This is a genomic window from Bacillus cereus group sp. MG4, from assembly GCF_040460055.1.
Taxonomy (GTDB): domain Bacteria; phylum Bacillota; class Bacilli; order Bacillales; family Bacillaceae_G; genus Bacillus_A; species Bacillus_A wiedmannii.
In genome coordinates, this window is the sequence record NZ_JARVGZ010000001.1 from 967,149 (window position 1) to 980,470 (window position 13,322).

Below are 13,322 nucleotides of genomic sequence, written 5' to 3' on the forward strand. Positions count from 1 at the left end.
TTTTTTGTATTGGTCTAACAGTTTAATCACCCTTTCCATCTATTTCAAGGTGTTCTATTAAGTAAGAGAGAGCTTCAACGTGATCACCGATTATTCTTAATACCGCTGGAGGATGTCCATTATGACTTACATTCTCCATTAAACGAATTCTATTCGGTTTTACAACATCAACATAATGTACACATTCTACTCTATACCCTTGTAATATAGCTTTTACTTGTGCAAGACTAGGGCATAGTAAACTTTCCCAGCCTATTGCATCTAAACATGATCTACTCATAGCATGTGGAATCGCTACTAATGAGCCATTACTTAATTCTGGACGATTATATGCCAAATTAAGCATATACTTTACGACGTCTACAACATAAAACGGAGGATTTAACATCGGATTCAAATCATTTAATGCTATGTCTACACCAGCTGAAACTGCTTTTGTAAAGTGATGCAAATTACTTCCTGAAACACTAAAATCACCATCAATAAATAAAAGAATATCTCCTGTAGCTTCAAGCGCTCCAATAGCACGTCCAACATTATGACCAAGTCGTTCGTTATATTCAATAATAGTAGCACCAAGTCTTTTAGCAATATTGGCCGTTTGATCTGTCGAACCATTTACAACGACAATTATTTCTAGCGGTTCTATTTTTCTTGCCTCAAGTATTACTTGTTCTATAGTCTCTTCTTCATTTTGCACTGGTATAATGACAGATAGTTGTTTCTCGTCATAAATTGAAGAATGCATTCCCCAACCTCGATGATACGAAGGATACTGCTTGCTTTCACCTAATCTTTGAATAATATCTCTTCTTTTTCCTGCATCAGTAAACCCTACTCTTCTTCCTTTTTTCTCTATCCATTTAGAAATACCGATTAAATATTTTTCCACTTTCTCTTTTTCATTTTCTGATAATTCTTTTTTTAATAAATACCCTTCTTCTTCTAACATTTCATCTTCAGATAACGTTTTTATTGCATATTGATCATTAATCCGCCAGCCTTGATTCACTATGTTCATATGAGCTAGAACGATATCTTTTATATAATCAAAGCCGATATTTACCACTACTTCTTTCGTAAGTGCATATGGTAATGAAAATATTGAATTGCTTTTTAAATCTGGTCGACATAAAATTTCGTTTAACATTTTTCTCCAAACAATATCCATATTTGGACATTTACCAACTTCTATAAATTTATCTATTTTGTTTAATACTACATCAGCCTGATTTGTAATGACTGGCTCAATAAAATTCTTCATTTCATTTGAAGATAATAAAGAATTACTATCTACAAATAACAATACATCTCCTTTTGCTGCCTTTACAGAAGCTTCATACCCATCATAATACGTACTATATTTATCCATCAAAACAATATGGCATTTATGTTTCTTTGCTATTTCATACAAATTACTTCTATCGTTAGGAACTAAAATTATAATTTCAAGAGGATTTAGCTTCCATATAGATTGAATTGACTCTTCTAATATTTGTGCTCTTTCACTATACAAAATAATAACCGTTAACGATTTCATTACACGCCCCCTTTACACATCATGTGACATAAAATATTAAGTATTACCATTTCCTATGAATTTGCTACTTTATTAACATATTCAAAAGTGAATTATACTGTGTAAAAACAACCGTCTATTTTTGAAAATATAAGTTCTACACTCGCTTCCTTCCTCTTATCATTGTGTGTTACAACAATCCCCATTAAAAAACAAAAAAAGCCCTAATTTCTTTAGGACTCTTTTAAACTAATTTATCAATATTATTAATTTTATATACTACCTTTTTCCATGTTATACCGCGATCTTTTGTATTAAATATTTCTTTTTTATTACACGCCCAACCTTTACGCCGATTAAAAAAATGCAAACAAAATACATTTTTTAACAATGGATTACTTGATACTTTGATCCATTTTGATCCTTTTTTTATTATTTGATATACACTTCCATTTTCACTATTTATAACCCAGCCATAATAGGAACTAAAAAAAGAAACAGCCACTTTACTAGGGTGTGTCTAAAAACTGTTGTTCATTGTGTTAATCGAAAAATGGCAGCGATATACACAAAGGCTAAAAAAGAAGATGCCAGCTTATCATAACGTGTTGCGATTCTACGGAAATGCTTGATTTTATTGAAAAAACACTCCACTAAATGGCGTTCTTTATATAAATACCAATCCACATTCCAAGGAGCTTTCGCATTTGACCTGGGTGGAATGGTATAGGTTGCTTCATGATCGGTAATATAGTTACGAATCGTATGAGAACCATAGGCCTTGTCACCAAGAATATTGCTGCCCTTAATCGGTATTTCATCCAAAAGCTCGCAAACAGGAGTGCTATCAAAAATATTTCCGCCAGTCAAATGAAATAAAATGGGGTTGCCTAAACCATCAACAATTGCATGGATTTTGGTAGTTTTTCCACCGCGACTCATGCCAATATGCTGATGACACTCATGATTTACAGCCTTTTTTTTGCACCAGCACTATGTTGATGCGCTTTGATACTGGTTGAATCTATGCTGAGGTTTTCAAGATCCGGTTCAGCATTTAATTCTTGAAAAATAGTCAGTAAGACACCTTCATCACGCCATTTGCAGAAGCGAGCATACACGGTTTTCCATAATCCGTAATGGTCCGGCAAATCACGCCAGGGAGCGCCGCTCCTAGCTATCCATAAAATAGCATTGAACATTTCACGATTACTCCTTTTAGGCGGACGACCAGTAAAATACGGTGGGAAAAAGTCTTTGATTTGTTCCCATTGTTCATTTGTAAGTTCGTAGCGGCGTGGCGTCATAGAAAATACCCCTCTCTAAATGATTTGAGGTAATCCTATCATAGAAATAGTTTTTAGACACACCCTAGTATTTATTGTTTTATTTGAAATATGCCACGAATTCCCCTTATCAAATGAGTAATTCATTAAAAATTTATCATCATTCATTTTAGTTGGTATTACTAATAGGTTATTTTTATAGATTGCTTTATAAGCCATAGCAGTCCCAGTGTTAATTCCTTCAAGACCTGGAATATCTTTTATAACTCGCCAATTTTCCCCACCATTTATTGTTTTAAATACCGTTGATGTTTCATATTGTTTTTGTAATGAAATAAATCCGACTAAATCGTTTATAAATGTTATCCCTGAAATACTATCACTAATACTTATATTTTTTATTACTTTCCAAGCTTTCGCTTTCGTTTTCAAATAGTATAAATTATGTTCAAATTTATTTGATGCAAGCTTTCTAGATAATACAATCCATATACTATCCATATTCGTGGCATGCAATTGTACTTGAACATCAGTCGATTTCTCCCAATCTTCTTCAACCGGTAAAATAAACTCACTCCATCTTTCCCCTCTATTAACTGTATAAAATATAGCTGGCAATAGATCGTCATTCGTTTTTGTTAAACCATATGCCCAAGAGCTTCGAGCATTTATTGGATATGCAAATAATACAATTGATTTTAGAGGATTAACAACATCCCATTCTACTCCTCCGTTTCGAGTATATAAGATGGCTTGCTTTTTATTTGCATATTGAATACCAGCCCAACCAAATCTATCAGTTCGCATTTGTAAAGAAGTAAATTGAATATCATTATTTTCCAATATATCACCTCATTCTTATCATATATATATATTCGTATGCTATTATTTTCAAAACGTTCTATCACTCGTTGTTAGTACCACTCGTTTTATCTACTATCTTTATATTTACTTTCTCTTTTCTTCAACAGTAAAATATCATTCAATCATGTATCAAATATAATGAAATTCCTTCTATTTTTTTCGTTATCATTTACCAACAGCTGTATTTCACAAAATTCAACTATAAAAAATGCACCCCAATTGTAAAACTATTTCTAACAATTAGAGTGCACTTTATATAAAATATAGCTTTTAACTTTTAAGCACTTACTACAGCAGCAACTTTATCCATACAAGAAATAAATTGAGTAATAAATGCATCAATTTCTTCTTTTTTAATTATATATGGAGGAAGTAAACGGATGATGTTCCCTTGTGTAACATCAACTAACATCCCTTTCTTCATTAGCTCTACCTGTAATTTCTTTACATTTCCATTCGTATCATTCAAACTAATTCCAAACATCATACCAGCATGGCGTACTTCCTGAATATAATAAGAATTTTCTTTCTGAATTTCTTGCAATTTATCATTTAGATAGTGTGACGTTTTATACGCTTCTTGCATTAAACCATCGTCAATCAATGTGTTTAATACCGTTAACCCTAAAGCGGTTCCCATTGAAGAATGAGCAAACGTTGTGCCGTGATCTCCTGGTGCAAATACATCACATAACTTTTCACCTACAATAATTCCGCCAAGCGGTATCCCGCCTCCTGCTCCCTTACCAATTTGAATAATATCCGGTGTAATATTGGAATTTTGATAAGCAAATAGTTTACCAGTTCTCCCCATGCCACTTTGAACTTCATCAACGATAAGAATGACATTATATTTATCACATAAGTTTTGAACACCATGTAAATATTCACTTGATAAAGGATATATCCCCCCGCTACCTAATACAGGTTCTAGCATAATCGCAATCGGATTTTCTTTAGCAATTGTTTCTTCTAATTGCTCTATATTCTCGCGCTCTACTTCATATACTGGAATCGATGTTTTAGGGAAATTTTGATATACACTTTCTTGTCTCGTAAAATGAAGTGCTCCTAATGTTCGCCCATGGAAACTATTCTTCAGCACTACGATTCCTTCACGTTCCTCACCCGTATTAGCTCTATATTTATCAATTAATTTCAACGTCGTTTCTGTCGCTTCCGTACCAGAGTTTGTAAAAAAGACTTTTCCGTTTTTTAAAGAGCAATCAACTAATTTCTTTGCATACTCAATCGCAACTGGATTTAAAAAATGAAATGGAAGATGCAATGATTTCGTAACTTGTTCCATTGTCGTTTGCACGATTTTTGGGTGATTGTATCCTAATACATTCACTCCGACACCAGAAAATAAGTCTACATACTCTTTACCATCCACATCATATAATTTACAACCTTCTCCTCTTTCTATCGCAACCTTCGTACGACAATACGTAGGCATCATATATTCTTTATCTAATTGAAACCAATCCAACATTTTAAATTCCTCCTAGTTATTTTCCCTGTTTATTTATGTTCATTCTCTATAAAGTCATGTATAAATTCATTTTTCAGATTAATATTTTAATAGTAATTTTCTTCCCGATATCCATTTTTCCATAATTTCTTCTATTTCAATAGGTCCACTACATGTGCATTTTTTTCATCTAGCGGTCTGTTACCATTTGGACTTTGCGTGTCATACATAATCAAGGCTATGAAATCATATTTAGTAACAATGTACAAAAAAGATTTGGAGGCTATATCGATGGATGAAAACTATGATAAACAGAGGCAATCTTTACTAGGGAATGACTTTAATGAAAATGGAGAACGTAATGAACAAGCTTTACTACACTCTCAAACAGTTGGTTCACGTGGACCAGCTCTAGAGCAAGATAGTGTACTTCACGAGACGTTACAAGAATTTATTCACGAAAAAATTTTAGAAAGACCTGTTCATGTAAAAGGATTTGGTGCGTTTGGTTATTTTCAAACGATCTATCCGATGTCAGAACATACAAAGTTAAGTTTTATACAAAATTCTAATGAGAAAGTTCCTGTTATGGTTCGATTTTCTTTAGCTGTTAGTACGAAAGGAACACCTGACACTTCTAGAAATGTACGCGGTTTTTCTACAAAGTTTTATACAAAAGAAGGCATTTTCGATCTTTTATGTAATCATATTCCTGTCTTTTCTGTTCGTGATCCGATGCGTTTCCCTGAAACGATTCAAGCGTTGTTACCTTCCCCTATAAATAACTTAATAGACCCTAATAGATTTTGGAGCTTTGTCGCTAGCGCACCTGAATCCATTCATTTCGTTGTCCATTTATACTCTGATGCTGGTACGGCCAAAAGTCTTCGCCACATCCCAGGACATAGTGTTAATACATATGTATGGAGAAATGCAGAAGGTAATCGAAAGTATGTAAAGTATCATTGGTACCCCTTTGAAGGTGTACAATACATTACTAGTGAGGAAGCGAATAAACTGGCTGCCGAAAACTCTGATTATAGCGGGAAAGATTTATATGATGCAATTGCAAATGGTAAACCCGCGGAATATGGTTTATATGTCCAGCTCATGGATCCGAAAGATGAAGCACATCTTTCTTATGACCCTTTAGATGATACAAAAATATGGGATGAAAAGTCGTATCCTCTTATACCAGTCGGCAAAATGGTATTAAATAAAAATCCTGAAAATTATATGGAAGAAGTAGAAAAAGTCGCTTTCTCCCCTTCTAATTTACTAGACGGCGCTGAATTATCAGATGATAAAATGTTGCAAGGACGTGCAAACATTTATAGTGATTCTCAAAGAAGAAGAATTGGACCTGAATTCCGCAAATTAACGATTAACAAGCAGCAAAATTGGACACCTGCTAAGCAAATAACGAGCGGTGACGGAAGATACGTTGAAGGTCAACTTGAAAGAACTTCTATTACGAAACAGGATGACTTTACGCAGCCTAGTGAATTTTATGCGAAGTTAAAACCGATAGAAAAAGAACATCTTACTAAAAACTTAGCTAGTGATTTGAATGTTATCTCTGATGATATTAGAAAGGTCGTTTTAGGGTATTTTCATAAAGTGTCAGCTGATTTGGTGAGAAGGATTGAGAGTGCGATGCAAAGACTTTAAGAATAAATAAAAACGTCATTTTAAACATTAAAAATGACGTTTTTTTAGGGCGAGATTACTAGGGATTTCTATCGCTTTATTTACAATTATTAACGAAATTTTTCTCCTTCAAAATTTCCTTTATTTCATTTTAGATTATGGTACTCATTTCTCTTTTTCATATAATCTTTTTCACATTGCAACGGCTTGAATTTCACTTTTTTCCCTTTCTTCTTTTTCGTTTTTATAACGAGCCATTCCCCTTTTTCAACGTCTAGGTTTAAGTGTTTCATTACATTGATATTATCTTTTTCTTTATAAAGTAAAAATGCTTCTTTTGCACTCACAAATAAGCTGGGCTGCTCGCTAAATCCACCACTATCATAAATTTTAGTTAGCGAATTATAATAAGAATCATTTTCTCTTCCACCATACATCAAATGGGCAGCCTCCAGATTTCTTTTACTTACTTCCCAAAAACTATGTTCATCAATATTTAAATTAAATGTGTTTTTAATGTCCTGCATTATATTCTTCACATGCTTTTCATCTCGAACTTTCCTTTCTTCGAGACAATCCGACGATAATTCTGGTGCATCTGATTGGGAATGTACAACGTGTTGTATCGATACACACAAAACAAATATGCTTAAAATGTATAATATTTTTTTCATATTTACATATCACCTCAAATGATTTAGATGCTATATTATTTGAGGCTTATAATATTCTTATGCTAACAATGTGAAAATCCCTATAAATTAGACTTTTATAGGGATTTTCATTTTAATATTGCTTTATCAAATTCACCGGTGAAGCCATTACCTTACTACTTTTCACATCAAATAGCCCTATAGGCGTTACTCGTATAAAAGGTAAGTGCGTCGCGGAAAAGAATAAAATGGTAAATGCCGGATCATTATACGCGTAGCCACGCTCTTGCAATAATTTCACCAACTGTTTCTCTTCCTGTATTAATTCATTCATTTTTAACTTAGACATAATCCCGAGCAATGGTAATGCGATTTCGTGTAATACTTCATTCTTTTCAGCTATTACCATTCCCCCGCCAAGCTCTTTTACTCTATGAAAAGCTGTAAACATATCTTCTTTATTCTTCCCAATAAGAATGATGTCACCAGTACCAGAATAAGAGCTAGCAAGGCCTCCTAATTTTTTTGCAAAGCCTTTTACAACTGTGTTCACTCGCCACGTACCATCACGAGCAATCATCATAAGAAAACACTCATCATGATCTAAAGAAAGTTCATCACGGTTTAAATCAATTTCACTCGTATATGGCTTTGTTATAACGTTATTCAATAAATGTATACCCACTTTATCAGTAAAAATCATATCCTCTTTTTCTATGGACCAGTTTAATAATAATGGAGTTACTTTAAATTTACTCCAGTCTATTTGTAATGATTCATTTTTATTTACTCCGTCACGCTTCACCCATTTCCCCTTTGCAATTACACTTATTGGAACCGGGTTTTCTTTACTTTCCAAAATATTCATATTAGCTATTCTACCTGTCGCAATCGATCCATGTACATGTTCCATATTATAATAACGAGCGATATTATAGCTTGCCATATGATAAGCATCTATTATTGGCACTCCTTGTTTTATCGCGGTAGCTATCATTACGTTTGTCATGCCACTTTCATAAAACGAAGGATGTGAGCCGTCTGTAGTAAGAATGAATCTATCAAACTGCTTTACGCCTAGTTCCAACAATTCTTTCAGTAAAACTTCTAAATCTGGGCGGATTGAAGAATTCCTAAGGGAAACAGTGTAACCTTGCATAAGACGGGTGAAAGCTTCCTGCCCTGTCATCGCTTCATGATCACAATCTGTACCTAGCAGTTTTAATTTCGCTAAAGTCGTTTCAGATGCGCCTGGAAAATGACCTTCTACTTTTTTATGTAATCGTTTTGTTTCTTGCACCCAATGTAACATTTCATCATCGCCATATAATAACTTTGGCCACGCTGTTAGCTCACCGCCTTGAAGAACTGCCTTATGCTTAAGCCATTCTATTATTTCTTCACGATTAAATAAAGAATCCCCGTTTTGCAATTCAGTTTGTCCATCAAAACGACACCACCAATACATACTTGCTGGAACCTTTTCAAATTCATCTAATAAACGAAATGCTTCTTCACGTTGTAATGTAAAAAATAAAGTTAAATTATCATTAATAAATGTCGTTGTCCCAAATTGCATCGCATAATTCGCTAAAGTTTCAGGATTATATAATTGATATGGATGTGCATGCGGTTCTATGTAACTAGGAACTACATACTTTCCGTCACAATCAATGACTTCACAATCCGTTAATTGATCTGGAAATTTATCCCCTACGTATACAATTCGGTCACTATATACCCAAATATTTGCCACTGACCAATTACGTAAGTAAGAATTTAAATACGTTGCATTCTTTAATAAAATATGCGGGCTTCTCTTACCATCTACTACTTCGACATGTTCTCGTAATTGTATGTTACTCCATCTAAACTGATTTTCTCCCAATGAATTTCACTCCAAATCAATTTACTATTATTTATTAAAATAAAAACAATTAACAAACTAAAGTATTCTCCATTCATAACTCCCCTGTATAACCCCTATACCCTTCATTATATGGAACGATTGCAAAAATAACAATTTTCAAAATATAACTCTTTGATTCTCAATAAAAAAGGATGTCATGTAACCGACATCCTTTTTTATACTAAACTATAAGATTAAATTACACTTGATGTTATACTATGAATACTAATACTGTCCTTTACAGCAGGATCCCATTCGTATTCTTTTCATCTATTTCTTAAATTCAATTTGCATCATTTTATTAAACTGTGTAAGAATATCAACCGGACCTAAAGAGTTAACATTGACAGCAAATGTATGCTTGCCTCCAATTACTCCGCCAGCAAAAGTCATAAACCCAGGAATTGATCCTCCGTGACCCCAAACTGAAACACCATTTGGAAGTTTAGTCTCATAGATTCCAAGACCATATGCATCACCAACCCCTTTTCCTTCTACAGGAACTGTAGTAAGCATTTCTTTTAGCTCTCGTTCCTTCAGTAACTTACCACTGAGTAAAAATGAAAAGAATTTATTTAAATCGTCCGCATTAGATATCATGTCTCCAGCTGCATTAGCTAAACTCGGATTATAATCCGTAATGTCTTTCAACTCGCTCGTTTCTTCGATTTTCACATACCCACGAGCATGATTCTTTCCTGGGATGACGGGTGAATTTCCTGGTAAAAACGTATTTGACAAGTCCAAAGGTTCAATAATTCGCTTTTCAATTTCTTCCGCATAACTATTACCAGTTATTTTTTCAATAAGCATTCCCAATATTACATATCCTGTGTTTGAATACAACCAGTCTTTACCCGGCGAGAAATCTGGAGGCAGAGAAAGGCCTATTTTCACTATTTCTTCTGCTGTATACGTTTTTTTCGAATTCATTATGTCAGCGTCTTTTGACTTTAAATATTCAGCGATACCACTCGTATGATTCAAAAGTTGGCGTATCGTAATTTGATTACCATCATACCCATTTCCTTGAATAAGACCTGGTAGCCACTTCTCAATTGGATCGTCAAGTTGTATGCGATTTTCTCCTACTAATTGAAGAACAGTCGTGGCGGTAAAAGTTTTCGTCACACTACCAATCCGAAAGCGATAATCCGATTTCACCGGTTTCTTTGTACTTAAATCTGCCACACCAGCAGTATAACTATTAATTTTCCCTTTATTAGACGTCTTAGCTAATACCCCTGGCGCCCCAATTTGTATTGTTTCCTGCATTACTTGTTTCCATCCATTCCGATTCTTTTGATTATGTGATTCTGACGAATTAGAAATATTTTGAATAGACTCTGCTTTTACAGTAAAACCTGGTGTAAATAGAGTAGTACCCGCTATTAACACTGCCAAACTTCCTAACTTTATTGAAGTACATTTTTTCATAAGGTTCTCTCCTCTTTTAAAATCGTATTGATTCAAGTTATACCTTAATCCTAAATGATAAAACTTTCTTTTTTCTTATCCATTCCTTACGAAATACTTACTTTCAAAATTTGACGACCAGATGGAAAAAGTAATGTATGAAAATAAAAAAGAACGTGTTTTCAATTTATGAAAACACGTTCTCTTACATACTTAAAACCCTATATCAACTTTTTAGTTTATTCACTTTTACCATCCTGCACTAGCGTTCATACCATTTCCGATAATAGTAAGAAGTAATGGCCACAGCACTGGTGCTAACGTAAGAAATAGATTTAGCAGTATAAGTATTCTATATCTTCCAGGGATATTATAATTTTTTCGATTAACAAATACTACAAAAACTAGGGTGTGTCTAAAAACTATTTCTATGATAGGATTACCTCAAATCATTTAGAGAGGGGTATTTTCTATGACGCCACGCCGCTACGAACTTACAAATGAACAATGGGAACAAATCAAAGACTTTTTCCCACCGTATTTTACTGGTCGTCCGCCTAAAAGGAGTAATCGTGAAATGTTCAATGCTATTTTATGGATAGCTAGGAGCGGCGCTCCCTGGCGTGATTTGCCGGACCATTACGGATTATGGAAAACCGTGTATGCTCGCTTCTGCAAATGGCGTGATGAAGGTGTCTTACTGACTATTTTTCAAGAATTAAATGCTGAACCGGATCTTGAAAACCTCAGCATAGATTCAACCAGTATCAAAGCGCATCAACATAGTGCTGGTGCAAAAAAAAGGCTGTAAATCATGAGTGTCATCAGCATATTGGCATGAGTCGCGGTGGAAAAACTACCAAAATCCATGCAATTGTTGATGGTTTAGGCAACCCCATTTTATTTCATTTGACTGGCGGAAATATTTTTGATAGCACTCCTGTTTGCGAGCTTTTGGATGAAATACCGATTAAGGGCAGCAATATTCTTGGTGACAAGGCCTATGGTTCTCATACGATTCGTAACTATATTACCGATCATGAAGCAACCTATACCATTCCACCCAGGTCAAATGCGAAAGCTCCTTGGAATGTGGATTGGTATTTATATAAAGAACGCCATTTAGTGGAGTGTTTTTTCAATAAAATCAAGCATTTCCGTAGAATCGCAACACGTTATGATAAGCTGGCATCTTCTTTTTTAGCCTTTGTGTATATCGCTGCCATTTTTCGATTAACACAATGAACAACAGTTTTTAGACACACCCTAATAATATTATGGTCGCTAAAAATAAAAGTAACACTAACAACCAATACCAAACCATTAAACTGAGACTCCATGGCTGTAATAGCTCGTGTACAATACCAAAGGTGATTCCCAATACGGCAAAACTAAAGGTAGTAACTGTTGCTTTAATAAACAATTTACTTAACTTTATATCGTATGTATACTTACAATATAAATCTATTAACGTGTATAAAGATAAAAATGCCATTAATACACCTACCCAAGACAATAACCAGTCTCCGTCCTCTTTGAATAATAAGAACAACAACCAACACATACCTACTGCAGAAAAAACAAAGGAAATAAGTATGCTTTTCAATACCAATTTCATTACATTTTCACACCCTTAAAAAACTTAAAAATTAATTATAATTTATAAAAATTAAGTATAGGTTAACATGTAATGAAGTATAAGTAAATAAAGTTAATTTACAGTTAATACCATCTTCTTATTTAAAGGCAGTTTTATATATGAAAATGATTCATGATAATCAAATTTCTCTACAAAAAGTAAAGGTGGATATTTACGTATCCACCTTCCCATCTCCCTCTACCCACTTCATTATTTTTTCCACATCTAACTCCGTATACGTCTTTTCACCATAACGAACAGACTCATATAACGAAGTAATATTTCTCGTTCTACTAATTCTGCTTAACCATTGTTGCATCGTTTCATAGGACCTTCTCTGTTCGTGAAATGGTAAAGCCCTTTCCCATTCAACTAACGTTTTCCTTATCGTATCTTTAGGTAACGGCTGTTCAAACTGTTGCTTCACTTTCTTGTTCTTTTCGGTTCTATCCGTATTTTCTTTTGTTATCGATTGTTTATCCTGTTCTATTTCTAATTTCGTTACCTTTTTCCTCATTAATTTATAAAAAGCATATAGAATGACCACTGCAATAAATACATAAAAAACGACACTAACCCATGAATTTGAAAGAACAGAAAACACATCAGTCCATGAATTTTTTCGTACAAAAAGTGGAATTTTCCTATCTATTTTTGTTCTTGTATCTACAACTCCTGTTTCTTCATCTATAATTCTTTCAGGTTCATCAAACTGTTCGTCTAAACTAGTAAAATCATAATTTCTTTCCGATATTGTCTCCGTCTTACTAGAAAAAAGCCCTTTTACCATGTCTTGTACATGCACAACACCTTGTGATAACGTTATCGCACTAACCGTAAAGAAAAGTATCATGAAAACTTTAACACTCCAAATCTTCCCTTTCATATGTCGCTCTTTATTAGCCATGACAT

General features: G+C 34.0%; 9 protein-coding genes and 4 pseudogenes. 2 read left to right on the forward strand and 11 right to left on the reverse strand.

Going from position 1 to position 13,322, the window contains the following annotated elements; genetic code table 11:
• Positions 1 to 22: 22 nt before the first annotated feature.
• The 5 genes and pseudogenes from QCI41_RS05045 to QCI41_RS05065 all read right to left on the reverse strand — a co-directional run bounded on the left by QCI41_RS05045 (position 23) and on the right by QCI41_RS05065 (position 5,164).
• Positions 23 to 1,540 (reverse strand): glycosyltransferase family 2 protein, encoded by a 1,518-nt coding sequence (locus QCI41_RS05045; RefSeq protein WP_353838110.1) that lies wholly within the window; start codon positions 1,538 to 1,540, stop codon positions 23 to 25.
• A gap of 223 nt (positions 1,541 to 1,763) precedes the next feature.
• Positions 1,764 to 2,030: pseudogene (locus QCI41_RS05050) on the reverse strand (beta propeller repeat protein); the annotation flags it as partial.
• Positions 2,031 to 2,053: 23 nt separating this feature from the next.
• A protein-coding gene (locus QCI41_RS05055) for an IS5 family transposase (RefSeq protein ID WP_483299041.1) occupies positions 2,054 to 2,826 on the reverse strand; the annotation gives its coding sequence in 2 pieces (ribosomal slippage) (positions 2,054 to 2,496 and positions 2,496 to 2,826; 774 coding nt in all).
• Positions 2,827 to 2,892: 66 nt separating this feature from the next.
• A pseudogene (locus QCI41_RS05060) lies at positions 2,893 to 3,648 on the reverse strand (hypothetical protein); the annotation flags it as partial.
• 298 nt (positions 3,649 to 3,946) lie between these two features.
• Positions 3,947 to 5,164 carry an aspartate aminotransferase family protein gene (locus QCI41_RS05065; RefSeq protein ID WP_353838109.1) on the reverse strand — a complete coding sequence of 406 codons (1,218 nt, stop codon included), beginning with the start codon at positions 5,162 to 5,164 and terminating at the stop codon, positions 3,947 to 3,949.
• Positions 5,165 to 5,434: 270 nt separating this feature from the next.
• Here QCI41_RS05065 and QCI41_RS05070 point away from each other — a divergent pair, with 270 nt between their 5' ends.
• The gene (locus QCI41_RS05070) at positions 5,435 to 6,814 is read left to right on the forward strand and encodes a catalase (protein WP_353838108.1); all 1,380 of its coding nucleotides are present in this window, start codon (positions 5,435 to 5,437) and stop codon (positions 6,812 to 6,814) included.
• Positions 6,815 to 6,939: 125 nt separating this feature from the next.
• Here the strand turns inward: QCI41_RS05070 and QCI41_RS05075 are convergent, their stop codons facing one another.
• The 4 genes and pseudogenes from QCI41_RS05075 to QCI41_RS05090 form a co-directional block, all read right to left on the reverse strand.
• A complete protein-coding gene (locus QCI41_RS05075; RefSeq protein WP_353839237.1) occupies positions 6,940 to 7,467 on the reverse strand; it encodes a hypothetical protein in 528 nt (175 codons plus the stop codon).
• Positions 7,468 to 7,579: 112 nt separating this feature from the next.
• A complete protein-coding gene (locus QCI41_RS05080) occupies positions 7,580 to 9,334 on the reverse strand; it encodes an adenine deaminase C-terminal domain-containing protein (RefSeq protein WP_353838106.1) in 1,755 nt (584 codons plus the stop codon).
• 291 nt (positions 9,335 to 9,625) lie between these two features.
• The gene (locus QCI41_RS05085) at positions 9,626 to 10,792 is read right to left on the reverse strand and encodes a serine hydrolase domain-containing protein (protein WP_353838105.1); all 1,167 of its coding nucleotides are present in this window, start codon (positions 10,790 to 10,792) and stop codon (positions 9,626 to 9,628) included.
• 228 nt (positions 10,793 to 11,020) lie between these two features.
• Positions 11,021 to 11,179 (reverse strand): annotated as a pseudogene (locus tag QCI41_RS05090) (DUF3902 family protein); the annotation flags it as partial.
• A 64-nt stretch (positions 11,180 to 11,243) separates the two neighbouring features.
• Between QCI41_RS05090 and QCI41_RS05095 the strand changes: the two are divergent.
• Positions 11,244 to 12,016 (forward strand): IS5 family transposase gene (locus QCI41_RS05095; RefSeq protein ID WP_483299041.1). Its coding sequence is split into 2 segments (ribosomal slippage): positions 11,244 to 11,574 and positions 11,574 to 12,016, totalling 774 coding nucleotides; the frame shifts between segments, so codons are not numbered across the junction.
• 22 nt (positions 12,017 to 12,038) lie between these two features.
• Here the strand turns inward: QCI41_RS05095 and QCI41_RS05100 are convergent.
• Positions 12,039 to 12,389: pseudogene (locus QCI41_RS05100) on the reverse strand (DUF3902 family protein); the annotation flags it as partial.
• A gap of 193 nt (positions 12,390 to 12,582) precedes the next feature.
• Complete coding sequence (locus QCI41_RS05105; protein ID WP_353838104.1) at positions 12,583 to 13,317, reverse strand: signal peptidase II; 735 nt, start codon at positions 13,315 to 13,317, stop codon at positions 12,583 to 12,585.
• Positions 13,318 to 13,322: the final 5 nt, after the last annotated feature.